We start from the raw sequence: 25,932 nt of genomic DNA on the forward strand, positions 1-25,932 counted from the left end.
CTCGGTAACGTTTGTTAGGATTTACAATATTACCAAAAACATAGACTGCATTTCCAGAAAAATTATCTTTCTGACAGTTGCTCCTGATGCAAATTTTGGATCCCAGTTGTTCAGAGCCAATGTTTTCCGATCTAAAGAAAAAATTCCATTTCTTGGCAGACTTACAAAGGAAGAGAATAGACCACCAAGGAAAATATATTTTTCATTTTGGTCCATGGAGCGAACAAATTCAGAAGTTGTAGGGAATGAACCTGTATTGGGTACTGAACTTAAATCAGGTAGTTGGAAATAAGATAGTCCATAACCTGGATTTGGTGATGTCGTTTGGTATTGCCCACTCATGATGAGACGATTGTCTGATACAAAAAGAGAATAAGCAGAGAAATTCGATGTAAGTGTGTCACTATGAGTTTTGATAAAACTACCATTGAAACGATTGATGTTTGCTAAGTGCACAGATGGATTTGGTATTGTAGTAAATTGACCAGCTGCATATAATTGATCGTTCCAGATTTGTAAGGATCGAACTGTGTTATTTGGGTTTGGAGCAAAAAAAGTGTCTGGAACACCAAAGTTTGTGTCAAGTTTTGCAATTCGATTTACAGGTGTTGCATTGATATCAGTAAAACTTCCTGCTATATAAATGGAATCATTGTAATAGATCATGGATTCAATCGAATTTGATGTTACAATTGGATTCCAGGTTAATAGAGCTTTTGTTTCTAAATCAAAGGCTGCAGTTGCTTGTCTTGTTGCGTTTGCTACCGTTGTAAACGATCCGTGAATATACAATCTATTTTCAGCTACAAGTATGTTTGTCACTAGATCACTTGGATTTGGATTCCAATCTGATGGAAGCCCGGTTGTTAGGTCTAATTCCACTAAGTGATTTCTCGATCTTGTATCGATGGCAGCAAAACCACCTCCTAAGAAAACCACGTTTTCCTTCATTTTCAATGCAACGCCATTGAATTCATAATTTGAACTGAATAGTTTGGGATCAAATGAAGTGATTTCATCTGACAAGATGTCTAATTGGAAAAAATATTTTCTATCTAAAGTTCTTACTGTTTCAAAAAATCCAAAAGCAAATAGTTTATCATCAATGACCGATAGTTTGTATACATTTCTGAAGACTCCATCCACAGAATAATCGGATGTTTGTAATGTTCCCTGTAAATCTGTTTTAAAGATGCCAACCCTAGGAGTTGAAATTTCTCCTGCAACAAAAAGGTAATTATTATGGATTGCAAGATCAAAAACTGCATTTCCAGAGATTGCGAGTAAACTAAAAGCTGATGTGACAGTGTTTGTTTTTAAATCAATTGCAGCAAGTTTAGAACGAGTGACGGCGCCTCCATTCAAAGAAGAGAAAAGTCCACCAATATATAAAATTCCGTCTTTTAATTCCATTGCATTAACAGATCCATTTGTATCTACCATAGAATAAAAAGTAGAACCATTATCCTTGTGAAGTTTTCCTAAATTCCCTGCACCATTTGAGTTAACAGCTGTAAATTCTCCACCTATGTAAATAAAAGTTCCATCTGTCGTCATACTTTTAACATCAGTTCCTGATACATTAGGTGCCCATGGATCGATTAAACCTGTTTTTGCATTCACTGAAGCCACGTGTTCTCTGTTGGTGACAATTGGATAATTAGTGATAGCTCCATTGGATGTTTGGAAACTACCTGAAAAAAAGATTCGGCCATCTAAATACAGTAGATCGTAAAATGTTGTACTAGATGGATTTAATTTGGCATCGAATTCTAACTCTAATTGGCAATTCGAATTGATTTTTGCTAAGTTTCTCCTTGGCACTCCTTGGATGTGTGTGAATTTTCCTAAAAGGTAAAGATTCCCTTCTGGATCGGATACTGCATGGTTGATCGTACCATAATTTGAGGTATCTTCATCAAATACATCAAGTTGTGAACAAAAGGTCGAAGCAACAGGTAAGCTTGTGTCATTCCAAACAAAGGCTCCACCTCCGGTGGTCGCAGCAATTTGGTCGAACATTCCTCCAATATATATTTTTCCATTATGAATGGCAGAAGTGATGATCTCTGTAGGAGAAGTGGCACTAAAAACTCCATAACTGACAAACTTAGGCTCACTTCGTTCAAATTAGGGAAGACATCCAGGTGAACGATCGTTAGTTAAGTTCTTAATCAGTAAAAGAGTTAGAAAGGAATTTGATTTTGGATCACAACCATTATTCAATTCAGGACTTTTACAAATTGTAGTCCCGAAAATCATGAAAATCAAAAGCGAAAATCGAAAGGATAATTTCATATAACCATCGATTTATCAATCATACTTTTTCGCGAATCAAATTTTATATATCAGATGTCGATAGGGATATACGCAGCAATTTCAAGGCTACTAAATGAATAATGAATGATACCTGCTTTGAATGAAGAATTCATAAAGGTTAGGCGAAAGTTAACAAAGTTAGTTGGAATTTCTGCATACAATACTACTGGCACAAAATAAACTTGTTTTGCAGAAACAGATCCTCGATTGATAGAAGCAATTGTTAACAATTCTAATGGAGTGGCATCTCGAAACATTAAAGCAGAGAAAAATAATTGTGTTGGGTTTACATTTTTTAAATCAATATCACCCTTAGCTGCTAGATATATACCAAGGTTTTGTAAATTATCTCCTTGTCCTAAGTTTGCCATGAGAATGGAACTGATGGGATCACTAGAAATATCTTGTTGGTTAAGTAATGAAATCCTACCGACAATATTTGCATAATTATCAAAACCACCTGGTTGGCCTCCAAAAGAAAGTGGCAAAACATCTAAAAATGTATTTTGAAAATACGTGTTTCCTGAAAAACGAATTTGGCCTCCACCAACTCCAAATCCGAACCGAGCGTGATCGATCCCTTCTTTTCCAAAATAGAATGCTGGCGCAATGAATGAATAATTTCCTGAAATTTTTGTCCCTATGTCCTCGTTTGAAATTTGTGTTTCGGCAGAACTTGAGCCAGAAGAACCGGAGCTACTACTGGAACTGGAAGAAGAACTAGAACTGGAAGACGAGCTAGATTCAAAAAATGACAAATCTCCTTCATAACGTTGCCTTGTGATGGAAAACGGTTTGGTCCTTCCGAGGATGGTGAATCCAAAATTATCAGAAATTTGGAAATCAATTGATTTTAAGTCAAATAAATAATCCACATTCTTTTCAAAACTTAGGTCAGCAGCCATATCTGCTTTACCTAACCTTGATTTGATGGTCATTTCTGAAAATCCATAAGTTAATCCTGGATATAAGGATAAATATTCGGGTCCATTTTTTTTTCTTAGATTAAAAAGTCCATACCTGTCTCCACTTTTCCCAACTTGAATCGTTTCTTTTTTATCAGACTCTAAGCTAACACCATCATGATTTTCTTGAGAATTTAGAATACAAAAAGGGAAAATGATAAAGAATATAAGGAAATACCGATTAAACATAGACAAACAGTTGCTAGGCAATCAAAAATTGCAAGTCATTGCGAATATTTATTCTAGAAAAGATTAGAAGTGATTTCATTTAGATTCGTATGAGAAAATTAATTTCGACAGGAAGTTTTTTTTTCCGGATCAATGTTTGTGACCTATTTTTTAGAAGACTTTTATTGAGGATTGTATGAAATCGAATAGATGAAGGGAAGGTTAGTTTTTGTATGAAGAAACATGATTGTAAGTTGTATTTAATATTGTTTATAGGTTACTTTTTTTACCAGTGCCAAGTGACTTCACATCAATTTAATACTTTACCCGTGGAATCTAGTTCGGTACAAATTCCTCAACCTTCCAAACAACAGCCGATGGTCGATTTCCAAGTGATCAAGGCTGCCGATTGGGAAGTTCCCTTGGCAGGTTTACTAGATTTGGAAGACCCCCAATCGAAACTTGCGAATCTAAAAGACAAACCTGAACCAATCTCAATTTATTTTTATCTCATCAAACACCCGAAATTAGGCAGCTATTTAATTGATTCTGGGATCGGTGAAAGTTTTACAAAAGGAAAAGAGGAACTTCTTGTTAGCTCGATCGTTGCGTCACAAATGAATTTTGATAAACTAAAAATTTTTGAAACAACAAAGAATTTTTTAGAAAAAAATAAAATAGATTTAAAAGGAATATTTTTTACTCACTTACACTTGGATCACGTAATGGGAGCCTATGAGGTAAATCGAAACGTTCCATTTTATGTGGGTCAAAATGAGGTATCAGATAAACAATTTATTAATTTGTTTGTGCAAAGTTCCACAAATCGACTATTAGGTGAAAATGCAAATTTAATCGAATTAAATTTTGGAAACAAAGGTCAGGGTCTTTCTATTATCGATTTTTTTGGTGATCAAAGTTTGTTTATCATATCTGTACCAGGACATACAGCTGGAAGTTTAGCATTTCTCATCCCTTCCAAAGATGGTGGACATTTGATCCTTGGTGATACTTGCCACACACGTTTTGGATGGTTACAAAATGTAATCCCAGGTTCTTTTACATCAAACCCAAATTTAAATCGAAAAAGTTTAGATGGATTAAAGTCTTTAGTATCATCCTATAAACCTAAATACATATACCCAGGACATCAGGAGCGAATTGTTTCCGATATTAAATAAATAAATTATTGATTCTTTATTTAAATCAGTTATATTCTATCAGCTTTAACTAAGTGAGAAAGGATATACGATGAATCCGGTGAAACTATTTTTATTTTCTTTAATTTTGGTTACATTTTCTTTGGACGCTGTTGACCAAACAACATGGGCAAAAGCTGACCAACTATTAAAAAAACAAGATTTTTTATCAGCATTCAAACTTTCCGAGAATATCATTCAGTCGGATCCAAAAGATAGTTTTGGTTGGTGGTTGAGACTTTCTTCGTCGTCTCAACTTGCTAATAAAAAGGGGAAATGGCCCGAAGAATGTTTAAATAGTGCCAAAGGGCATGCTGAGTTAGTGCCAGAGGAAGAACCTTCGAGTTTTACGACTGCTATTTGGTGTTTGAATCAAGATGGGCGTTACACCGATATGGTTTCTTTGATTCCAAAAGTGATCCCATATTCCCAGAAAAAAATTGGAAACGGCAATTATGGTTTGTTGATAAATGTGTTAACGATCACCTATATGAAGTTAAATGAAAGAATAAAAGCAAGGGAGATCCTTTATACTGGCCTAACTCAGTTATCTGGAACTGAGGGAGCGATGATGACTGGTTATAATGTTGGTGAATTGTTTTATGATTCTGATATCTCTATGAGTGAGCGAGAAAAATGGCATTCATTGTTTCAAAATAATTTATTCAAAGAAAATATATCCAATCCACTTATCCCATCTATTGCATGGAATACATCCTTACTCACTGATGAGTATGTCAATAGGGGGAAATATAATTTTGCCTATGATACCATCTCTATGATGTATCCGGAGATGGATCCACATGTATCAGGATTTTGGAATTTTTTGCGTGACCAAATGCTCATCAAATACATAGCTCTTAAGTTTAAAACTAAAAAAACAAAAGAAGAGCCACGGCGAAAATTAAAAATGATGTTTTTGGTAATACCAAAAACAAGATTGTCTGAACCACTTCCTAACAAAATCAAACAATACCAAAATATTGATACCGAATTGTCTGAAAAAGCTTTATCGGATTTGCTTTTAAGTTTTATTTACTTTCGAGATTCTTTTGAAGAGATTACAAATGGAATCCATTGGGATTATGATATCATACGAACCAATTCCGAAATTCAAACAACAAATTTCACTGATGAGTCTTTTCGTTTTGTGATGCAACCTTCCATCGAATCGATCAAACCAACACTTTCACAAGAAATATTGGACCAAATCAAAACAAGCGATGGAGTAATCGTTGTTTGGCCTGGCACAAAACAACCTGAAGGTGTTCTCATTACAAATGGTGGAGGAACAGAATGGAATTATGGAACAAACTCAGATCCTGAGATACGTCTGACAATCATTTCGGATTCTAATAAAACACTAGCAAGTGGAAATCATGCCAATCATCCCATTTTTATCTACCATGAATTGTTTCATGTTTTGGAATGGGCTTATCATAAATCAAATTTCCCCAAAAAAGAACATCCCTATATGAGAAAAAACGACTGGCCACGTGATTACCAAGGTAATACCGAATGGGACTTTTATTCTGAAACTTTTAATAAACGTATGATGACTGAAGACAGAATGGATCGTTTGTATTGGTTGGGAAGGAAAGAAGGATTCTATGGCATCCAAGTTAAGGAAGAGAAAAAGTAAAGTCTTGCAGACAAATCCAAAAGGCATCGTAAAAAATTGAATTTTAGTCGGAAAAGGGGAAAGAAAAATTAAAAACTTTTATAGATTCTCACTCTTTGAAAATATTTTATTTATAGAATTTGTCTAAGAAAAGACAGTTTATTTGGAGAAAAAATTTGCCATCATTGCTCATCTCAATTTGTTTTGTGATCCTTTTTTCGCTCACATTCGTCCAGTGTAAAGCATTCGGGAAAGATCCTGAAGGTTTACACAAAGAAACCATTCAAAAATCATCCCATTTCGATCCTAATCGTGAACAATTTGTGAACCGTAGGCCCGATATTTTAGAAAAAATGAGAGAGGGTCAAAACTTTTTTTCATTATTCGTTAAGTTTATGTTTGGTGGAGATAAATACCAAAAACCTTCTGTTAAATTGCCTGAAGAAAAACCTGATTTTGAAGAATTTTTAAAACCTGATGAGAGTATAAAATTTATATGGTTTGGTCATTCTACTTTCCTTGTGAACATTGAAGGTACCATTTTGTTTTTTGATCCAGTATTTTCTGAGTCAGCGGCTCCATTTGGATTTATGGTCAAACGATTCCAAGATGCTGTTGTGAAATTAGAAGAATTGCCAAAAATAGATTATATCATTATCTCACATGATCATTATGACCACTTGGATATGGAAACGATTGAATTTTTTAAATCAAAACAAACCCGTTTCATCACTCCACTTGGTGTCACTTCGCATATTAGGTCTTGGGGTATTTCTGAAAATCGTCTAACCGAACTTGACTGGTGGGAACGTTTGGATTTAGGAAAAATTCAAATTGTATGTACACCTGCTCAACATTTTTCAGGTCGAAGGGGAATGAATGGTAATAAAACACTTTGGTCATCTTGGACCGTAATCGGACAAAAAGAACGATTTTATTTTAGTGGGGATTCAGGTTATGACATCCACTTCAAACAAATTGGAGACACATATGGTCCATTTGATTTAACTTTTATCGAAAATGGACAATACAATCCTATGTGGGAAGCTGTGCATGTTTTACCGGAACAAACTGCTAAAGCCCATTTGGATTTACGTGGGAAATCTCTCGTACCGGTGCATTGGGGGATGTTTAATTTATCCTTACATAGTTGGTATGAACCTGCAGAAAATATAGAAAGAGAATCGAAAAAACATAATATCGATTTATTAACACCAAAATTTGGCCAATTGGTGAAATTAAAAAGTCCCAATTTAATCGAACGTTGGTGGAAAAAATATATCGAAGAATAGAAATAGAAACACAATCAAACGAACAACGATTCGATGTTTGTGTTTCTAACGAATTTCATAATCAAATTAGAAAATGAATCCTTTTAGAATTTGAACGAGAATTTTTTAATGTGTTTCTACGTATGATTTGAAATGATTTAAGATCGATTGCCATCCTTGTTTTTGTATTTCAATTGGATTTTCGGATTCAGCTTCAAAGACAATAATGATTTCTGTATTTGGTTTTTTGTCGAAAAATTGGACTTTTACTTTTCTTTGGTCTGCAATCGTATAGGTAAAGGAATCATACATATTGATTTCATCAAATGTGGCTTCGAAATCAAATCCAAAACTCCCATCTTTTGCTTCCATTCGAGCCAAATATGTTCCACCCTTTGTTAAATTTACCTTTGCGGATGGACAATGCCACGATGGATCTGCAAAATTCCAAGCGGTAATGTGTGTTGGATTGGTATAATAGTCCCATACTTTCCTAAGGTCGGATGCGATAGACACACTGATTTGAATTTCACTTGGCATAGATTGAAATTGAATATAGATATTATCGTTTGAGTCAATGAAAATTTACGATGATTAGATCGATGTGAACATTCCATTCTTCATTTTTTTTTTAGACCAAAACAAATCAATGATACCTCTTCCTACAAAGGGTGGTATTCCAATGCAAAAAAAAATTCATAACATTCGTTATGTAAACTTATTCCTCATTTTTTCGTTTGTCTTTTGTTTGGTGGTTTGTTTAGAAAAGGAAAAACCTGCGTTTTCCAATTGGTTCACTAGTTTGTTAGTTCTTGGAAGTGAGAAACCACATGAACCAAATCAAGACTCAGAAGGTAACCGAGGTCCAACAGAAACCAATGCAACCCAAGTTTACTCGTTTTCACCAGAGATTTTATTTGAAAATTCAAATTTTGAAATCACTGGGAAAAACCTACTTTCACTTTCAGAAGTAGATCTCTTTGGTGAAAATGCAAAAAAAATGATAACCTTTCTCGAATCATCGAATACCAAAATTACAGCTCACGTTTCGTTATGTCCAACAACGAGTTTTGAGATTCCAATACAGGATCCAAAGATTGGACGCGTGAACCAAAAAGTGACCTGTTTGGGAACATTTTCATACTCACGTCGTTCCTATACATTGGATACTAACATAGCAGTCACAAATATGATGCCCTTGGACTCAAATCCATCTTTGTTATCCTTACGCCAATTAGGAGAGATTCAATTTCACATTGAGCCGTCATTGCCTGAGGGACTTCAATTCAATTCAGTGAATGGTAATGTGTCGGGTATCCCCATTGGCACAACCAACAATGAATTTCAGGTATTAACTGTGACTGCTAGTTTAAAAGAAAAACCACATATCAAAATTGATTCGCAACTTAAAATGATTGTACTCACTCCTGATGAGAGAATCAACAGAACTTGCCATCCCATATCAGCTACCTCAACATGCAATGGTCCCTCTCCCCATGTTTGTTCCAATGTTAGTAAATGTTTTCTGAGCCAATTTGCTTGTCTTACCGATTCAAAATGTGGGATCTAAAAAAAATACACAAAACCTATATTTACAAATCTGATCTCATCTGAAACCTTGTGTAAGTCAGGTGGTATCAGAGTGAAGTATTTTGGAGTTTTAATTGTTTGTATTATATTATTTGTATTACCAGTCATCGCCGTTGATGAAAGTAAAGAACCTAATGTGCAATATACGATTAATATAAATGGAAAGGAATATGATCTGATAGCAGATGTTCCCAAAAAAATTACCGGCAATTTTCAAAATTTGAACCTATTATTGAAAGCTGGAAAATGGAAGGAATTTTCATACGGTGGTATCTATTTTTTATACTTTGCTTCTTTTACTTGGGAAGCGGACATCCAATCTGATTCGGATAAAAATTGGGTTTTGTCCGGAAATGATTTTAAAATCATGTATTTCGTATTATCGGATGCTGTGACGCTGGAAGATTATGCTGATTCCTTTGCAGATCGAATGGGAAAAGAAAATACAAAAAGCATTGATATAAAAGATCAATTCGGAAATGAAAAATACACTGGTAAAAAGATATTTGTGAAACTTGCAGGAGTGGATCTTGTCTACGAAATATATGCCATTCCTACCAGAGAGGGATCAAGAATTTTGATTTTCCAAGATGCTCCAGAATCAGAAGACAAACAAAGCCAAGAAAAAATCCAAATGATGGATTTATTTCGAAAAAATTTCAAAATCCTCTACCAATAGAGGCACCAAAGTTATCATTTTTTACCTACTTACTATATCAGAAGTAGGTAAAGTATGCGTAAGATTCATTTTTTGTTCCCCATTTTGTTTGTATTCCTTGTCCATTGTTCAAATGAAAAAGAAAAGGGGATCATCCCTGGAGTTCGTATCACAGGTGATCCGTTAACAGATGCATTGTTACTCAGTGTTTTATCAGTTCCACCTTGCCAATTCTTATCATCTCAAAATGCAAATACAAATGTATCACTTGGTGAAGGGTATACTTCTATTTGTAGTACGGAACTTCTCAATGGCTCCCTTCACGTTCCATCTACCGGGACATATCAGGTCACTTCCACACAAGGAAAACAAACTTTATCTTCTTCACGTTGTAATTCTACTTACTTTGACTTTCATATTGCATTGAAAGATGGGAATACAGAATTATATTCATCTGTCTCACTTGCAACCAGTCAAGTGACTCTCGAAGTAGGAAAAACTTACACATTACAACCTTCAGGGATTGTTGATCCCAGTTTGTACGAGTGCCAAGGCCGACCCGTCTCTTCAAGTGTCACTCCCTATCGGATCAATTTTCGAAAACTCTGAAGATAGGTAATTTCCGCAATTGCGGAAACCTACCATCGCTTTCCCACCGTTAGGAGGTTATACTTCCTGTATGCGGTGGTTTATTTGTATGTGTCTCATTCAAATTTCTTGTACAAGTTTTGACCGGATGGTGTTTTTAGGTTTTGTCGACGAATCAATCAAACTTAGAAGGAATGCTTACCTCCAGAGGCAGGTATCCCTTGGTTATAGTTTTGAATGTTTGGTGGTACCAAATGATTCGTATCCTTTCCCCCGAGTAGAACCTTGTTATTATGGCGACGTACGTGGTATCCAATACGAAAGTTTTGTCAAAGTAGAAGGAAGAATCCACGTTTGGTATGTTCCAAGTTATGTATATGAAGGGCATTCGAATTTAGAAATGTACCAAGACGTTACACTTGGAAGAGGACCTTTTCACAATCGATCTCTAAAAGAAAATACCTTGAGGCAATCCATGCAAGAATCGAGGAATTTGAATCGAAAGATCCCTACCATCCAATATTCCAAATGAAAATGAACGATTGGAAATGGTTTTGGTTCAGTATTTTCTTATCAAATGTCTTGTACTCTTGTGTGAGTCACCGATCAAACAAAGAGTATTACACTTTAGAAGAACCAGCCGAACCTTATAAAATGTCAACTCTTGGATTCTCAAAAAAATATGGAACCAATTCTGAATGTTTGGTGTTGATGCAAGGCCCAGTTCCCAGTCGCCTAGAGCCATGTGTTGTGGGAGATGTACGTTCTGGAACAATGATGTACAAAGAAACAGAAGTGACAGTCACGGGTGAAACTGCCCAATTTGAATGGCAAATGACAGGAATGGTGTATTCGCCCTTTGTCAACGAGGCGTATTACCAAAGCCAAATTCTATTCAAAGGTTCTTTTTTTCGCAAAACAGATTATCACGATTATCGAAGGTACCGAGGTTATTTTAGTCCGCCGTATTTATCGAGGCCTTCCTATTATTATCCACGCCATAATTTTTCACCAAAGGGTAGATGATGATTTCCGATTGACGACAAAAGAAATAAAATCATACTAAATGTAAGGAATCCAAATCCTGAAGCTTATATGAAACCGATCCAACTAGTACTACTTTTTCTTTTTGTTTTTTTACTTAGTTTTAATTCTGAACCAATCCTTGCAAAAGATAAAAATTCCTTATCAATCGGTTTTGGATCTTGTTTGCACCAAGAAAAAGAAAGCCCTATCTTAGCAACCATCCAATCACAAAAGTTTGATTATTTAATTTTACTGGGAGACATTGTGTATGCGGATTCTTTGACTGCGAAAGATAAAATCCCTGCCTATGAAAAACAATTCAAACGGAAAGAATGGAAATCCATCCTTAAAGACACTTTACTTTTATTCACATGGGATGACCATGATTATGGAATCAATGATAGTGGTGCAGAATATTCTGAAAAAATAGAATCTCGGAATATATTTTTATCATATGTCCAACCAAGAATGCCTAAGAATATTGTTTTTGGATCAAATAACAAAGAAGGGGTTTTTTACTCTTATTGGGTAACCTTTCATGATAAAAAAATTCATATAGTGATACCAGATACAAGGTATTTCCGATCACCATTACAAAAAACTTTTTTATCTTATTTTACAGGCAAAAGTCACTACAAACCTTCATCTGAATCAAGTTTCAGTATTCTTGGCAACGAACAGTGGTTATGGCTCGAAGAAGAGTTTGCAAAACCATCTGATTTACTTATATTTGTATCAAGCATCCAAGTGATACCTACTGAACAACCTTTTGAAAAGTGGAATAATTTGCCTCATGAGAGAGAAAAATTAATCCAAAGTTTATACAATGCAAATACAAAAGATTTAGTCATCCTTTCTGGAGATCGCCACATTGCAGAGATTCATGAATACAAATCCCCAAACAAAAAAACCTTAATCGAAGTGACTTCAAGTTCCCTTAACTTACCACTCCCGTTATTGCCATTGGAATATGATTCTGAATGGAAATTGGGGAATGCTTACAATCTGGAAAACTTTGGAACACTGCTAATCAGTTGGAAAGATGGAACATTACAATGGAAATCTACAATCAGAGATAAAAATGGGGATATAGTTTTAGAATATGACCCCTTAAAAAATTTAAGTCTCAAATAACAATGATCGAATGTTCAAGGAGAGTTCATTTTGAAACCAAAAGAAAAAATATTAGAAAGTTCATTTGCATTATTTCGAGAAAAGGGTTTCCAGGCAACTGGGATTGCTGAGATTTTAGAAAAGGCCGGTGCATATAAAAAAACACTTTATGATCATTTTAAATCAAAAGATGATATTGGATTTGAATATTTAAACTATTTATCTGAACAACAAAGGATCGTCATGTTGAAGGTTCTTGGAAAGGCAAGTGATCTCTCTGATTTCATAGATAAATGGGTCAATTTTATTGTTCGGAATCAAAGGAATACTTCCAGGAAAGACTGTCCAATTGCATTGTTTTCTGGTGAGATTTCTCATTTAAATCAATTTGATACGTATCGAAATCGGGCCGTCCAACACGTGTTAGAGACAGTTGAAATATGTATATTAAAATTCGAGCCAGATCTTCGTTCTGATCTTGTCAAATCGCTAAGTTATGAATTGTATATGAGTTATTTGGGAGGTCTAAGGTTATATGCCTTAACCAAAGACAGAAAAGTCATAGAAAGAATGAAATCACAAATGATTCATTCTGCTCATAGATTGATCAAAGCATAATATTTGAATGAACTTAGTTTGATGGTAAAGTTACCAACTCCCACTAGCTCCCCCACCTCCAGACCTTCCCCCACCTCCTGAGTAGGAACTGCTAGAAGATCGGTAACCTGAACTGGAACTAGATCCAGAGGAGGACGGAGTGAAAAAACCTTGTGTCCCTGAGCTCACTTTGGATGCCCAACCGATCTTACGAAAAAATGAAACGATTAGATAACATAAGATTGCGGCTAAAAATATGAGAACTGTATTGTATAGGTTTGGTGAATCATTCAATATCGTTACTTTACTTCTTAGAATTTGCCCTACGATAAAGATCAAACCATAAAAAAATAAAATTCCTTCACCAGCGATTAATCCAACCCATGTGACAAAAAACATTAACATAAAGAAAAATTGGAATAAAAAGTGAGGTTCTTTGATTTTATTTTTTGAATCACCATTGAATGATGCCGAGTTTGAAATTTCCTCTTTTCCTAAGTCTTGTTGGTAACGCAACATATTTAGATATGTATCGATTCCTTCTGCACTTCTGATACACATCCAATCGATATCCGCAATTTTTAAATCTGATGCAATCGCATTTGATACAATTTCTGATAATGTTCGATTAACGATGGGAATGGAATTCGTTTGATTAAGACCTTGTATCTTTGAATTTTCATCTGTATAGACTATAAGTTCTTTTTGGTTCAGCGAGAAGAGCAATGTAATCCCTGAGGATTTTCCAAATGCTAAATCGTGGTATTTTTTTGCTTCAGATAAAAGTTTAGGTTTAGTATCTAAAAATAGAATTTGAATTCCTATTTTATAATCAGTTTCTATTTGGCGGATGGTTTCTCCGGCTCTTTCATAAGAAAAACTTTCTAAGGAATCAAAGGGATCATATATACCTGTCCCTTTTTCTAAGACAATTTTTTGGTTATGTTTGATATGATCTAACATATCGAGAAAAGCAAGGTAAGTGAAATTAGTAAAATCACCACTATGTTTTTCCTTATATCGATTTCGAAAAATCGATCGGATTTTATTTTGACTAAGAGACCAATTGAGTTCGGGGCTTGTAGTAATCGAACCAATATACCCAGAATTGGGTGAAGTTGCGAATACAATCGATTTTGAATTGGAATTAGATTTTTGTCGGTTTAAATATATTTGGTTTGTGATTGCTTCGATACCAAATTGTGTTTCAGAAGGTACGATACAAAAGAAAAAATCAACCGATTTGATTGGTTTGATTTCTTTTAAAAGGAATGGGATTGTATCGTGGTGTAAATCATTTTGAGTATCACTAAATGGTTTTGGGCAATTGATATTGGTGAGAGTAGGTGAGTTAGTCCGTAATTGTTCTAATATGGCACTCGTACCAGACAACATTGCAAGTGACGGGTTTCCCGACTTAATGTTTGGAATTACAATTTCATCGATAATTCTTTTGGCGATTAAATCGGTGATAACAGCTTCCAAACCATACCCAACTTCGATTCTTACTTTTCTATCATTCGGAGCGAGTAAAAACAATATTCCATTATCTTTATCTTTTTGTCCTAGTTTCCATTTTTCGAATACTGCAGTGGATTCCTTTTCGATTGTATCTTCCTTTAATTTGTCAGTGATATAAACCACAACCTGATTCGTTGTGATTTTTTCTTCCTCAAGGAGCATCGTTTCCAACCTAGATTTGACTTCTCCTGGAAGGTATCCACTTGGATCAATGACTGGACCAGTGAGATCTGGATAAGGATCTAAGTGACGATTGCATGAAAATATCGAAAAAAATATAATTCCAACTAATAACTGTTTCATACAAATGAAGATTAATTTTCTTTAGGAATTTCCTGAACAAACAACCATATTAGGCCATCTTTAACTTTGCCTAACCCAAGGTATAAATAAAAAAAAGGATAACCTAGTGGTCCAGGTTTGTAATCTTTTTGTACAACAGGTTCCCATTTTTGCCTTACATGCACTGTAACACTAGAAAGTTGAATTGCTGATGATAAATACTTTAGTTTTCCTTCCCATCGTTCAATGGATTCCGAAATTTTGCTAAGTTCCGCTTCCACTTTTAAAGTTTCTTCCAATGTTTTCGCTGATTTTAAAATTTCTAAAAGGCGTGTTCGCATTTTTTGAGCGTTTTCCAATCGAATTTCAGTATCTAGATAATCTTCCGTGACATCTTTAGCGGAAACATCTTCGGAGTAGTTGTGAGATTCTTTCTTTAAGGTTTGTAAAAATGTTTTTAAATTTTCTTGAGGGATCTTCAATTGAATGGTCCCTTGCGAGCTGTATTGTAATGCATAACCTCCGAATGACTCAGCAAGTTTGATTATTTCTGTGACTTTGGGTTCGATTTCTTTGGATTGCAAATTCACAACCACTGTATACACCATCATTCGACGTTGCGATTTGTTTTCCTGTAGTTTTACTTCTGACTTGGGAAGCGCAGCAGGTGATGCCGAGGGTGAAACTTTTGCTTCCGAATAATCATCTGCCATATTTCTTGAAGCAGATTCCCGTTCTAAATGTTTAGAACTAGAGCAATGGATGGTACAAAGGAGAAGGGTGATTACAACTGGTTTTGTATAAGTGAAAAAATTTAGTTTCATGGTTTGGTTGGATACTGAATCTATCGAAAACAGTATCCAACTTCAAACCTTTTTTAGACTCCGATTTGGGATTCTAAAAAGCGACCGTAACCCGATTCTTTTCCTAAGCCATTGACGGGTTTCCCATCATCCACTGCAACTTTTCCATTGATGAATACTTTTTTGATCGTGTCATCGTTTCGGCGCACCCATCGATTGAAATTTTCCATAAATGGCATTGGCGCTTCCACATCCTTTGCTAGTGAATCATCTAATTTGTTTGGATCGATGAGGACAAGGTCGGCCCGTTTACCTTCTTTAATGTAACCTGCATCAATTCCGAACCAATCTCCAATTTCGCCAGTCAATCTGTGGACTGCTTTTTCCATTGTCATGAATGGTTTGTTTTCTAGTTCCGCATCTCGCACAAGCTTTAACATACGAAGCGGAAAATTATAATGAGCCATCCCTCGTAAGTGGGCTCCCGCATCAGAAAATCCAATGAGGATATCAGGATAGGAAACAATTTTTTGTAAAGGTTCTTTTCTATGGTTTGCCATCACAGTATACCACCTAACATTGTTTCCATGTTCTGCTACAAGATCCAAAAAAGCTGTGACTGAGTGGACTCTTCTTTCTTTTGCGACATCATCAATTGATTTTCCAATTAATGATTTATCTGGTGCATCCACAATTTTTGTTTCTCGGAAATTTCTATGGAACACTCTTGGAAGGAACCAATTTGTCCATTGCCGTTTGAACCATGAACGATACTTAGGATCTTTCATGAGTTGTTTTCGTTCCAATTCATCTTCAATGTGATTAGCTTTTGCACCTGCGGCAAACTCTTCAAATACAACTACATCCATACCATCTGCATATAAATCAAATGGTTCGGGTAGAGCCTGAAATCTGAAATCAGATCTGAATACTTTATTTGTAATCCGACCGATCACACCTAATAGTTTGTATAAACCTGGATCAAATTTAACATCCATTAGAGATATGATCGTTGTTTTTAATGGTTTTCTAAAAATACCAAAGGCTTCCTTTAAAAACATCAAAACATTTATTTTTGTTGAAACGTTGGGTACTCCTTGAAATATTTTTCCTCGTTTCCTAAGTGTTTTGTTTAAGTATTCGTATTCACTCCAATTGGCAAATGTGGAAGGGAGTGGCCTTGATCTAAATCGTGAACCATCCATTTTATCCCAAACAAGAGTATTAATAGATAAACCCATAAATCCCGCATCCAAAGCTTCCTCAAGATGTTGGTTCATTTTATCTAACTCTTGCTTGGTTGGTTTTTCTCCTTTTGTTAAGGATCTTTCTAATCCCATTACGTGTGCTCGTATTGCAGAATGCCCTGCAAAAGAAGTAACATTGGGTCCAAGAGGGAGAGAGTTTAAGTGTTTTTTGTATTCAAAGGCAGAGTTCCAATTTTTTTTACTCTCTAATATTGATAAGACGTTTTTTCTTGGAATAGCTTCTACTCGACTAAACATATCAGCTAGATCGGTTGGGTCACCTAACGCCAAACTTAGAGAACAACTTCCAAGTGAGATCGTTGTGATTCCGTGCCTAACCGATTCTGAAAGATCTGGTGCCACTTCAATTTCTGCATCATAATGTGTGTGAAAATCAATAAATCCAGGTGTAAGCCACTGACCTTCGGCGTTGATAACCGTTTCTCCTTGTTTTGGACTCAATTCTGTCTTTGAAATCGTTTCCACGATTCCGTCTTTAATACGCACATCCCCAACAAAAGATGGATTTGTGCTGCCATCAAAGATACGCGCTTGTTTGATAAGAGTCTCTGCCATGATACCTCCAGAAAAACCAAACGAAATTATGGCAGATTGACAAAGATTTGTCAACGATTCCCTATCATCTGCCTTAAGTTTCTCTGGACAAAAAGCCTCTTTGTTCACTGATAGGTGAGGATAGATTGGCTTAGTGCCACTAACTCTGCTTCGGTGATTTCTCTGTTATTCTCCCTCGATGAGATCATTTTGGCTTTTGAAAATAAATTGTGAATCTCTTCTTTGGAAACTTGGATTCCTTTTTGGTTTAATAAAAATTCAATCGCTTTGTGTCCCGATTGGTTGGTGAAGGAAATGGTTTCTTTGTCACTTCTTCCTACAAATTCAGGAGAAAAAGTACGATAGGCACCTTTTGATTGGTGTAGAGTCTTAGTGACTCCATCTTGGTGGATTCCTGATCGGTGTGAAAAAATATCATCTCCAATAATTGGTGTTTTTTCTCCAATGGGAATACCAGTTAATTCAGAGATACGTTTTGCTGTGGGATAAATCTTATGAAAGTTTGTATTCAATCTTTCACCATTTTGGTGTAAGGCAATCACCGTTTCATATAAATTAGTATTTCCTGCTCGTTCTCCAAGTCCATTTAATGCCACTTCAATTTGTTCTGCACCGACAAAGACCGATTCTACCGAAGTTGCGGTTGCCATTCCTAAATCGTTATGAGTGTGAATTGATATGATGGCTTGATCACCAACCGTTTGTTTGATCTCCTTTACCATATTTACAAAGACCATTGGTCGATAACGTTCTACAGTATTTGGTAAATTGATGATATTTGCACCAGCTTCTATTGCTTTTAAAAATGCAAGTTTTGTGAATTCAAAGTTTTCTAATGCATCACCAAAATGTTCCCCTGAAAATTGGATTTGCACATCAGGGCCCACAATGGAACGTGCAAACTTAATCGAAGTATAAATTTTTTGAAGAACTTCTTGTTCAGAAATCTTTAACACATGTTTGATTGAAAAGTCACTAACAGGATACACAATGTGCATTCGTGGAGTATCCGCTTTTTGGATGGAGTCCCAAGTGATTGCAATTTCTTTTTCATTGGCTCTTGATAAGGCAGCAATGGGTTTTCCTTTGGGAGCACGTTTGGCTAAAACCTGACAGGTATGGAATTCTGCTTCGTTAGAAGAAGGGAATCCCACTTCGATACCATCGACATTTAATTCGACAAGTAAGTCGAAGACTTCGATTTTTTCGTCAAGGGTCCACGGTCGTTTTAACGCTTGGTTTCCGTCCCTTAAGGTAACGTCTTGGATGTGAATGGTTTTTGGTTTCATGGTTCCTCCGTATCCGCAAAAAGTTTCCACTTCCGACCGGGGGACCAAAAATAAAAAAGCCCACGTCCCGGTTGGGAGTGGGCTTTGTCACATAGCTCTTTCTCCCTCGAATTATAAAATTTCGAGGAGGAGGAGAAGCTGAATGTGTGCAAATGATTTCATTGTTAATTTTTAGACGATCTTAACTGACGAAATCTGTCAATTTTTTTTTAAGAATCGACTCAAAGAAACCAAACCATACAAACAACCAAATCCGATGGGGACAAGTAAGGTAAATGAAAGTTTCCAGCCGATTCCAATCGCAACGGTTATGACGATACTGAATAGGAAAAATAGAGAAAAAACAAAACCTGATATAGGAAGGTTTTGTTTGTCTTTTGCGAGAAAAAAGACAGCAATCGAAGGGCCAAGTGTATAAGAAAAGATCGTGAGACCCATTTCTAGAATTCCCTTTTCCCAAGTTTCGACTAGGAAGTAAGGGATGAGGCTTGCAAAAAATAATAGAACTCCAAAAAACAAAGATAAAATTCTTGGACTAAACCATTTGTCCATTTCCCAGTCTCTCGCCCAAGTCAAAGAAAGTGAATTGATCGTGGAACTCAAAGTAGACATGGCACTGGCAAGAATCGCGGCAACTAGGATTCCTAAAAAAGGAGAGGGAACTTCACTGATGATGAAATGGCTAAATACCTTATCGGGAGGAATTGATTTCCCTTCATAAAAAACATAGAGCAGAGATCCTATGCATAAAAAAAGTAAAAACTGAAAGAAAACAACAATCCCACTTCCTATTAAAATCTTTTGTCCAGAAACTAAATTTTTCGTCGCGATGACTCTCTGGACAAGCATCAAGTCTGTTCCATGGGAACCTATTGAGATAAAAGCACCACCAATGATCGCAAATAAGATAAAATAACTATTGTCACCGGTTTGGTTGTAATCAAAAACAAATACCTTCCATTTGCCTAAAGTTTCTAAATGTTGGATCTGTTCCAATAATGTTGTGGTACCAAATTGATTTACAATCAAACCAAGAGCAAAAATACCACCGAAAATATAAATGATCCATTGTAATACATCTGTAAATACAATGGCTCTAAAACCACCAAATACCGAATATATGATTGTTACAAAACTTAAAATGGAAAGAGCAATGATTCCTAATATCTCTGGAGAAATAGAAATTCCCATTCGTTCCATAAGAAAAGCAATGGGTAAGGAACTTACGTACAATCGAATTCCATCCCCTAATAGTCTAGAAATAGTGAATACAAATGATAATGTTTTTTGAGGTGATTTGCCAAAACGATTTCCGACATATTCATACACAGAAATGGTGTTACCAGAAAAATAGGATGGGAGTAGAAACAAAGCAACGATTGTCCTTCCAAAAATGTAACCAATCGCAATTTCCAAAAATCGAAAATCTCCTTTATATGATAAAGAAGGAATACTTAAAAAAGTTAAGCTCGATGTTTCGGTGGCAACAAGTGATAATAAGAGAAATACCCAATGGATTTCTTTTTTAGCTAAATAAAAATCATCTTCTTTTTGTGTGTTTTTTGCAAAGTGGAAGCCAAAATAAAATACGACTAAAAAATAAAATATTAAGACAAAAAGATCCCAAATCATAAATTTCCTTTATACTATTTTATACAATCAAACTCAAATTAGGATATTTCAAAAGAAGACGAAGCAAATCGGATCTCGTGATGATTCCAATAGGTAAATTATCGTCATTTACAATCGGTAAACAACCAATTCTTTCTTCTAGTAACACTTTAGTCACTTGCCTTATTTCTGCCCCTGGACTTCCAACTAATACTCGTTTGATCATGATATCTGATACAGGCATATCCCTTTCGTAGGATTTTGATTTATCTAATAAATCTCTGTCTGAAACAAATCCCACAATTTCTCCCATTCTCCCCGTGATCGGCAAGTGTCGGATTCCCTTTTCCAACATAAAGTCGAGACAAGTTTCAATGTTTTCCTCCATCCCCTTTGTGTACACGGGAGACGTCATCATTTCGTGGAGGAAAAATACCGGTTTTTCCGTCGGTCCAGCAGATTCTTTGTAAACATCTTTCGGATTTCTATGGAGGAAGGATCCAGTGGGGGAAGTCCCGGGTTCGCCATCCCCAATTTCACTTGGCGCCGATTGGCTACTTGCGTGAATTTTGGGGACACGGTCAGGGTAGGAAGTGGGTGGATTGGGAGAAATTCGACCGTCATGGATCCAAAAGAACATAATTATGCCCTACCTTTCTGAAAAGTTTGTCAAAAATAAGAAAAAACTTGCAAAAAACGAACAGTGATTTTTTATCCATCCTACATTTCCTGTAAAAAGTACCAAATGAAAAGGCAAAAACCCATGAACGAGAACTACCAAATCCTTTACCATGCATTGGAAACCGTTGCGTCCAAATTCCCAAACAAAGTTTCGTTTCGAAAGCGAAAGTCGCCTACCGAATTTCCTGGGATCAGTTTTGGAGAATTGAAGGAGTTTGTCGACCACTTGACTCTCGGATTCATCGACTTAGGTGTAGAAGTTGGGGATCGGATTGGTTTTTTCTGTGACGCTTCGGTCAATTGGCTACGCACTGACCTTTCCATTCTCACTGCAGGTGCAGTTGTTGTTCCTAGAGGGACAGATATTGTCAAAGAAGAAATATTATACATCCTAAACCATTCGGAAGCAAAGTTTTTGGTGGTTCAAAAACCAAAAGATAAAAAAAGAATCGAAGATTTGTTAGGTGAACTCCCGCATTTAAAACAGATTTTTGTTTTAGAAAATGAACAAGGTGAACTCATAGCAGGACCAAATTCAATTCTCTCGCTTGCTGAAAAAGGAAAAGATATTTGGAATTCGAATGGAAAACTAAACATAGAAAATCGAATCAAACAAATTGACCCTGATGCACTTGCCACTCTCATTTATACATCCGGAACTACGGGAAATCCAAAAGGTGTGATGTTATCTCAAAAAGGATGGATCACTGCCATTCGGAATACAATCGCAAGGTTAGATATGAATTCCAATGATAATGCAGTGAGTTTATTACCACCATGGCATGCATTCGAAAGAGCTATTGAGTATGCAGGGATCTTTCTTGGTTTGGATTTTTTAATTTCTAATATGACAAATCTCAAAGATGACCTTCGCGATTTTCGTCCTACTATTTTTCCATCAGTTCCAAGGATTTGGGAATCTGTTTACAATGGGATTATGGCAAAAGTTGCTAAAGAAGGAGGGTTCAAAGAAAAATTATTTCATTTTTTCTTAAAAGTCGGTGAAACTTGGGCAAAATATTATGCGATGTTTAGAGGATTTGAATTTGAAATCAAAAAACCAAATTTTATCATTTCATTCTGTAAACGTACATATGCGTTCTTAATTTTAATTTTACTCTCTCCTCTAAAACTATTAAGTATTAAAATATTTTCGACGATCCACAAAGCACTCGGTGGAAGGATTAGGATTTGTATTTCTGCTGGTTCCGCCTTACCAAGTGTAGTCGATGGATTTTTGTCAGCAATAGGTTTGAAAGTTTTGGAAGGTTATGGAATGACTGAAACTTCTGCTGTTGTTTCAATCCGCTCCAATACGAAACCTACAAAAGGAACAGTTGGGATTCCAATTGATGGTTATTCCATTCGATTAAAAGATGATACAGGAAAAATATTAACAAAAACTGGAGATAAAGGTACTCTTTGGATCAAATCCAAACAAATTTTAAAAGGATATTATAAACGACCAGAACTCAATCAAGTTGTGTTTGATGCAGATGGATTTTTTGATACCGGGGATCTTATGATGATTTCACATAGGAACGAACTTGTTTTTGCTGGAAGATCAAAAGATACAATCGCACTGATTGGTGGTGAAAACGTTGAACCAATTCCAATCGAGGACAAACTTTTAACATCTCCTTATATAGACCAGGTGATGGTTGTTGGACATGATAAAAAAACATTGGCTGCCCTCATTGTTCCCAACTTCGAATCTGTAGAGGCCAAAATACAAGGAATTTCAAAGGATAAAGCTAGCGATTGGAATACAAATCCTAAGGTAAGAGAACTATTTCGATCTGAAATCTCTAAAATCATTTCCCGTGAGAATGGATTTAAGTCCTTCGAAATGATACCTGCAAATAATTTCTATGTTGTCCCTCGACCTTTCGATCCTGACGTAGAAATGACTCGTACTCTGAAAATGAAACGAAATATAATTTCGGAAGTATTTTCAAAACAAATAGAAGGAATTTACCAATGATCAATCCAAAACTAAATCCATATCTGAATGATGATGAAAGAAGTTTTTACAATACTGTCTTTCAGTTTTCGGAAGAAAAAGTTTTTCCATCTTCGGAAGAAAGAGACGAAAAAGAAATTTGGTCTGACGAACTCTGGAAAGAGTTTTCGAAAGCAGGTTTAACAGGACTTACGATTCCCGCTGAGTATGGCGGTGAGGGTGCAAGTTGTTTGTTATGCTCCATTGCAACTGATGCATTTGCCTCAGGTTCACTAGATGGTGGAATTGGGTTGTCATGGGTAGCTCACCTTGTCATTGGAACTATGCCAATTGTGTTTCAAGGTACGGAAGCTCAAAAATCAAAATATCTCACCAAACTGGCAACAGGTGAATGGATGGCAGGTTTTGCACTAACTGAACCTGCATCGGGATCGGATGCGGCTTCACTCCTTACGAAAGCAGAAGAAGTAGAGGGAGGTTGGAAATTGAATGGATCCAAAACCTTCATCACAAATGGTCCGGTTGGCCAAGTTTTCATCGTAATGGCAAGAACTTCTGAGAAAGGCAGGGGACCAATGGGTATTTCCGCATTTATTGTGGAAAGTCATACTCCTGGTTTTAAGGTAAGTAAGGTTTTAAAAAAATTAGGCCATCATACTTCAATGACTGCGGAATTGGTATTCGAAGATATGATCATACCCAAGGAAAATCTCTTAGGACCACTAAACACTGGTTTTATGAGAATTGGTAAAGAAACTTTAGAGTGGGAAAGAACTGTTTTTGTGGCAGGACTTGCTGGAGCAATGGAGTTTTGTCTCAGGAAAGGTTTGCGTTACGCAAACGAACGAATTCAATTTGGAAAATCAATTTCAAGTTTCTATGGAATGAGAGATATTTTAGTCCGTAACTGGGTATACATTCAAGCTGCACGAAGGTTGATTTATTGGGTTGCAGAAAGAAAAGATAAAGGTATTCCATCACCTCTAGAAAGCAGTTTGGGAAAATTGATTTCTTCAGAACTTGCTGAAGATGTAGCAAAAGACACCGTACAGTTGTTTGCTGGATATGGATACATGAAAGAATACGCTGTTGAACGTTTTTACAGAGATGTAAAATTGGGGACAATTGGCGGAGGGACAAGTGAAATTCAGAGATCGATCATCTCTTCGTTGTATCCTGGTAAAGAAAAGTTCCAAAAAGAATTTAGTAGAATCGAAAATCCTAATAACGAATCAGATTTAATTCAAAATTTATTATTTGAGATTATATTAAAAATGGATGCGGAACCAAATCGAAAGAAACAACAGTCGATTGAATTTGCATTTGCCGATGTATTATCGGTATTCGTAATCCTCTATTTATCTGAAATTGATACTAAGAAAACGATAGATTCTTATCCAAAAGAAGAAAAAATGATAGATCGGAAGTTACTTTCGTATTATCTTGTGGGTAAGTATTTAATGTCCATGAGCCGATTGAACCCATATGTATCAAAAGAATTAACTGACCTTTGGGCTCAGTATACAAAATTGGGTTCTTCGATTGAAGAGACCGTTCATTCTAGATTTAGTATCCTCCAGGAGTTCGCCTAAATTGTGAAAGCAGCCGCCCGAATTGCAATATTTTATCTGTTTTTCGGGTATCTGTGGATTTACTTTTCTGATTATGCGATTTCATTATTTTCTTTATCACCAGAAGATACGAGAGAATTACAAAGTTTTAAAGGTTGGGGATTTGTCACTGTTTCCGCTTTTAGTATTTATCTTCTCCTTGAAAGAGAGTTAAAATACCAAAAAAAAGTTTTATCTGAAAAATTTGAATCGGATCAATTATTCCAAGTGATCCTAGAACGGATTGAAGATGCTGTGATTGTCTTCAATTTAGATACTTGGAAGATTGATTTTTTAAGTGAGCAAGTATGTCGATTATTTGAGATCAAAACCAAAGACATAATGGCAAATCCACAATTGCTTATTGATCGAGTGTTTGAAGGTGACCGGCAGAGGATGTCCAATATTTGGATCAACAGATTAAGGGAAAATCATACAGGATTACTTTATCGAATTCAGATGTTAGATGGGAAATTGAAATGGGCATTGGAACATCGTTTATTTATTCCCTCTAAAAATGGAAGTCCAAACAAAGCTGTTGCTGTAATTTCTGATATGACGAGTTATATGGAAAATCAGACAAAACTGGAGCAGTCGTTAAGAGAAAATGAAACTTTGTTAACTGAAGTTCACCATCGTGTAAAAAATAACTTAGCAGTGATCATTTCTTTTTTGCAATTACAAGTATATTCATCTCCACAAGAAACTGCAGATATTTTGGAACAAAGTATCGTAAGAATCAAAGCAATAGCACTTGTTCACGAGAAATTATATAGTGGAAAAAATTTATCTGGATTAAGTTCGGTTGATTATATCACTAGTTTAGTTGAAAATATCAAACTCATGTATATGAGGTCTGATATTTTAATCGAATTGGATATTCAAAAGATGGAATTTAACATCATTGATGCGATCCCAATGGGGCTTATGATAACGGAGATGTTAACTAACAGTTTTCGGCATGCCTTCAAAATTCCTAAGCCAGAAGCACAAATAAAGATTGAGTTTATTGTAAAAGAAATAGGTCAATTTGAATTAAAATATAGAGATAATGGAATTGGTTTTCCTCTTGGATTTGATCATCGAAAGGCAGAAACAATTGGATTGTCCGTGATTTTTTCATTGAGTAGCCAGCTAAATGGCCAAGAGATTGAATGTTCATCTAGTCCCAATCAGGGTGTTTTTTATCATTTTTCATTTTCACCCAAAAAAACAAATTCAAAATAATTAGAAT

Annotated in this window: 22 protein-coding genes; 13 read left to right on the top strand and 9 right to left on the bottom strand. The window is 35.8% G+C overall.

The features are described 5' to 3' along the window. Window positions 1-21: 21 nt before the first annotated feature. The gene (locus EHQ43_RS15410) at window positions 22-2,022 is read right to left on the bottom strand and encodes a hypothetical protein (RefSeq protein ID WP_244242846.1); all 2,001 of its coding nucleotides are present in this window, start codon (window positions 2,020-2,022) and stop codon (window positions 22-24) included. Between the two features lie 326 nt (window positions 2,023-2,348). Next, a complete protein-coding gene (locus EHQ43_RS15415) occupies window positions 2,349-3,473 on the bottom strand; it encodes a hypothetical protein (RefSeq protein WP_135771656.1) in 1,125 nt (374 codons plus the stop codon). 212 nt (window positions 3,474-3,685) lie between these two features. Between EHQ43_RS15415 and EHQ43_RS15420 the strand changes: the two genes are divergently transcribed. From EHQ43_RS15420 to EHQ43_RS15430, 3 genes are all read left to right on the top strand, one after another. Further along, complete coding sequence (locus EHQ43_RS15420; RefSeq protein WP_135771657.1) at window positions 3,686-4,633, top strand: MBL fold metallo-hydrolase; 948 nt, start codon at window positions 3,686-3,688, stop codon at window positions 4,631-4,633. Between the two features lie 70 nt (window positions 4,634-4,703). Then, a complete protein-coding gene (locus EHQ43_RS15425) occupies window positions 4,704-6,293 on the top strand; it encodes a hypothetical protein (RefSeq protein ID WP_135771658.1) in 1,590 nt (529 codons plus the stop codon). Between the two features lie 155 nt (window positions 6,294-6,448). Continuing rightward, window positions 6,449-7,564 carry an MBL fold metallo-hydrolase gene (locus EHQ43_RS15430; RefSeq protein ID WP_135771659.1) on the top strand — a complete coding sequence of 372 codons (1,116 nt, stop codon included), beginning with the start codon at window positions 6,449-6,451 and terminating at the stop codon, window positions 7,562-7,564. A 105-nt stretch (window positions 7,565-7,669) separates the two neighbouring features. Here EHQ43_RS15430 and EHQ43_RS15435 read toward each other — a convergent pair whose 3' ends face one another. Beyond that, a complete protein-coding gene (locus EHQ43_RS15435; RefSeq protein ID WP_135771660.1) occupies window positions 7,670-8,083 on the bottom strand; it encodes an SRPBCC domain-containing protein in 414 nt (137 codons plus the stop codon). Between the two features lie 142 nt (window positions 8,084-8,225). Between EHQ43_RS15435 and EHQ43_RS15440 the strand changes: the two genes are divergently transcribed. From EHQ43_RS15440 to EHQ43_RS15470, 7 genes are all read left to right on the top strand, one after another. Beyond that, a complete protein-coding gene (locus EHQ43_RS15440; protein WP_208731088.1) occupies window positions 8,226-9,113 on the top strand; it encodes a hypothetical protein in 888 nt (295 codons plus the stop codon). A gap of 72 nt (window positions 9,114-9,185) precedes the next feature. Then, on the top strand, window positions 9,186-9,812 hold the full coding sequence (locus EHQ43_RS15445; RefSeq protein ID WP_244242847.1) for a hypothetical protein: 627 nt from the start codon (window positions 9,186-9,188) through the stop codon (window positions 9,810-9,812). A 54-nt stretch (window positions 9,813-9,866) separates the two neighbouring features. Then, window positions 9,867-10,400, top strand: a complete 534-nt coding sequence (locus EHQ43_RS15450) for a hypothetical protein (protein WP_135741477.1) — start codon at window positions 9,867-9,869, stop codon at window positions 10,398-10,400. Window positions 10,401-10,470: 70 nt separating this feature from the next. Continuing rightward, window positions 10,471-10,911, top strand: coding sequence for a hypothetical protein (locus tag EHQ43_RS15455; RefSeq protein WP_135741478.1), 441 nt, complete (start codon window positions 10,471-10,473; stop codon window positions 10,909-10,911). A gap of 62 nt (window positions 10,912-10,973) precedes the next feature. Next, entirely contained in the window at window positions 10,974-11,405 is a 432-nt protein-coding gene (locus tag EHQ43_RS15460) for a hypothetical protein (RefSeq protein WP_208731090.1), read from the top strand. A gap of 69 nt (window positions 11,406-11,474) precedes the next feature. Next, window positions 11,475-12,539 (top strand): alkaline phosphatase D family protein, encoded by a 1,065-nt coding sequence (locus EHQ43_RS15465; protein ID WP_208731092.1) that lies wholly within the window; start codon window positions 11,475-11,477, stop codon window positions 12,537-12,539. 30 nt (window positions 12,540-12,569) lie between these two features. Then, complete coding sequence (locus EHQ43_RS15470) at window positions 12,570-13,136, top strand: TetR/AcrR family transcriptional regulator (RefSeq protein WP_135741479.1); 567 nt, start codon at window positions 12,570-12,572, stop codon at window positions 13,134-13,136. A gap of 30 nt (window positions 13,137-13,166) precedes the next feature. Here the strand turns inward: EHQ43_RS15470 and EHQ43_RS15475 are convergent, their stop codons facing one another. The 6 genes from EHQ43_RS15475 to EHQ43_RS15500 all read right to left on the bottom strand — a co-directional run bounded on the left by EHQ43_RS15475 (window position 13,167) and on the right by EHQ43_RS15500 (window position 21,084). Then, window positions 13,167-14,939 carry a TPM domain-containing protein gene (locus tag EHQ43_RS15475; RefSeq protein ID WP_135771661.1) on the bottom strand — a complete coding sequence of 591 codons (1,773 nt, stop codon included), beginning with the start codon at window positions 14,937-14,939 and terminating at the stop codon, window positions 13,167-13,169. A gap of 11 nt (window positions 14,940-14,950) precedes the next feature. Further along, window positions 14,951-15,742 (bottom strand): DUF4349 domain-containing protein, encoded by a 792-nt coding sequence (locus EHQ43_RS15480; RefSeq protein ID WP_135771662.1) that lies wholly within the window; start codon window positions 15,740-15,742, stop codon window positions 14,951-14,953. Between the two features lie 53 nt (window positions 15,743-15,795). After that, window positions 15,796-17,544, bottom strand: coding sequence for an N-acyl-D-amino-acid deacylase family protein (locus tag EHQ43_RS15485; protein WP_135771663.1), 1,749 nt, complete (start codon window positions 17,542-17,544; stop codon window positions 15,796-15,798). 104 nt (window positions 17,545-17,648) lie between these two features. Beyond that, on the bottom strand, window positions 17,649-18,833 hold the full coding sequence (leuA2, locus tag EHQ43_RS15490) for a 2-isopropylmalate synthase LeuA2 (protein ID WP_135741483.1): 1,185 nt from the start codon (window positions 18,831-18,833) through the stop codon (window positions 17,649-17,651). 198 nt (window positions 18,834-19,031) lie between these two features. Next, window positions 19,032-20,465, bottom strand: coding sequence for a sodium:solute symporter (locus tag EHQ43_RS15495; protein WP_135741484.1), 1,434 nt, complete (start codon window positions 20,463-20,465; stop codon window positions 19,032-19,034). Window positions 20,466-20,484: 19 nt separating this feature from the next. Beyond that, window positions 20,485-21,084 carry a CBS domain-containing protein gene (locus tag EHQ43_RS15500; protein WP_135741485.1) on the bottom strand — a complete coding sequence of 200 codons (600 nt, stop codon included), beginning with the start codon at window positions 21,082-21,084 and terminating at the stop codon, window positions 20,485-20,487. A gap of 123 nt (window positions 21,085-21,207) precedes the next feature. Here EHQ43_RS15500 and EHQ43_RS15505 point away from each other — a divergent pair, with 123 nt between their 5' ends. Genes EHQ43_RS15505 through EHQ43_RS15515 form a run of 3 tightly spaced genes read left to right on the top strand, consistent with a single transcriptional unit; the run spans window position 21,208 to window position 25,925 of the window. Further along, window positions 21,208-23,109 (top strand): AMP-dependent synthetase/ligase, encoded by a 1,902-nt coding sequence (locus tag EHQ43_RS15505; RefSeq protein WP_208731094.1) that lies wholly within the window; start codon window positions 21,208-21,210, stop codon window positions 23,107-23,109. Then, window positions 23,106-24,680 (top strand): acyl-CoA dehydrogenase family protein, encoded by a 1,575-nt coding sequence (locus tag EHQ43_RS15510; protein ID WP_135771664.1) that lies wholly within the window; start codon window positions 23,106-23,108, stop codon window positions 24,678-24,680. The genes EHQ43_RS15505 and EHQ43_RS15510 overlap by 4 nt, the downstream gene beginning before the upstream one ends. Window positions 24,681-24,683: 3 nt before the next feature. Further along, a complete protein-coding gene (locus EHQ43_RS15515; protein ID WP_135771665.1) occupies window positions 24,684-25,925 on the top strand; it encodes a sensor histidine kinase in 1,242 nt (413 codons plus the stop codon). Window positions 25,926-25,932 lie beyond the last annotated feature (7 nt).

The organism is Leptospira bouyouniensis (assembly GCF_004769525.1).
Lineage (GTDB): Bacteria > Spirochaetota > Leptospiria > Leptospirales > Leptospiraceae > Leptospira_A > Leptospira_A bouyouniensis.

Excerpts from the sequence above, each read along its gene's own strand:
- EHQ43_RS15435 (WP_135771660.1), bottom strand. The coding sequence starts at position 8,083 with ATGCCAAGTGAAATTCAAATCAGTGTGTCTATCGCATCCGACCTTAGG.
- EHQ43_RS15475 (WP_135771661.1), bottom strand. The coding sequence starts at position 14,939 with ATGAAACAGTTATTAGTTGGAATTATATTTTTTTCGATATTTTCATGC.
- leuA2 (WP_135741483.1), bottom strand. The coding sequence starts at position 18,833 with ATGAAACCAAAAACCATTCACATCCAAGACGTTACCTTAAGGGACGGA.
- EHQ43_RS15420 (WP_135771657.1), top strand. The coding sequence starts at position 3,686 with ATGAAGAAACATGATTGTAAGTTGTATTTAATATTGTTTATAGGTTAC.
- EHQ43_RS15505 (WP_208731094.1), top strand. The coding sequence starts at position 21,208 with ATGAACGAGAACTACCAAATCCTTTACCATGCATTGGAAACCGTTGCG.
- EHQ43_RS15495 (WP_135741484.1), bottom strand. The coding sequence starts at position 20,465 with ATGATTTGGGATCTTTTTGTCTTAATATTTTATTTTTTAGTCGTATTT.
- EHQ43_RS15410 (WP_244242846.1), bottom strand. The coding sequence starts at position 2,022 with ATGTTCGACCAAATTGCTGCGACCACCGGAGGTGGAGCCTTTGTTTGG.
- EHQ43_RS15510 (WP_135771664.1), top strand. The coding sequence starts at position 23,106 with ATGATCAATCCAAAACTAAATCCATATCTGAATGATGATGAAAGAAGT.
- EHQ43_RS15480 (WP_135771662.1), bottom strand. The coding sequence starts at position 15,742 with ATGAAACTAAATTTTTTCACTTATACAAAACCAGTTGTAATCACCCTT.
- EHQ43_RS15455 (WP_135741478.1), top strand. The coding sequence starts at position 10,471 with ATGCGGTGGTTTATTTGTATGTGTCTCATTCAAATTTCTTGTACAAGT.
- EHQ43_RS15415 (WP_135771656.1), bottom strand. The coding sequence starts at position 3,473 with ATGTTTAATCGGTATTTCCTTATATTCTTTATCATTTTCCCTTTTTGT.
- EHQ43_RS15425 (WP_135771658.1), top strand. The coding sequence starts at position 4,704 with ATGAATCCGGTGAAACTATTTTTATTTTCTTTAATTTTGGTTACATTT.
- EHQ43_RS15440 (WP_208731088.1), top strand. The coding sequence starts at position 8,226 with ATGCAAAAAAAAATTCATAACATTCGTTATGTAAACTTATTCCTCATT.
- EHQ43_RS15465 (WP_208731092.1), top strand. The coding sequence starts at position 11,475 with ATGAAACCGATCCAACTAGTACTACTTTTTCTTTTTGTTTTTTTACTT.
- EHQ43_RS15450 (WP_135741477.1), top strand. The coding sequence starts at position 9,867 with ATGCGTAAGATTCATTTTTTGTTCCCCATTTTGTTTGTATTCCTTGTC.
- EHQ43_RS15500 (WP_135741485.1), bottom strand. The coding sequence starts at position 21,084 with ATGTTCTTTTGGATCCATGACGGTCGAATTTCTCCCAATCCACCCACT.
- EHQ43_RS15485 (WP_135771663.1), bottom strand. The coding sequence starts at position 17,544 with ATGGCAGAGACTCTTATCAAACAAGCGCGTATCTTTGATGGCAGCACA.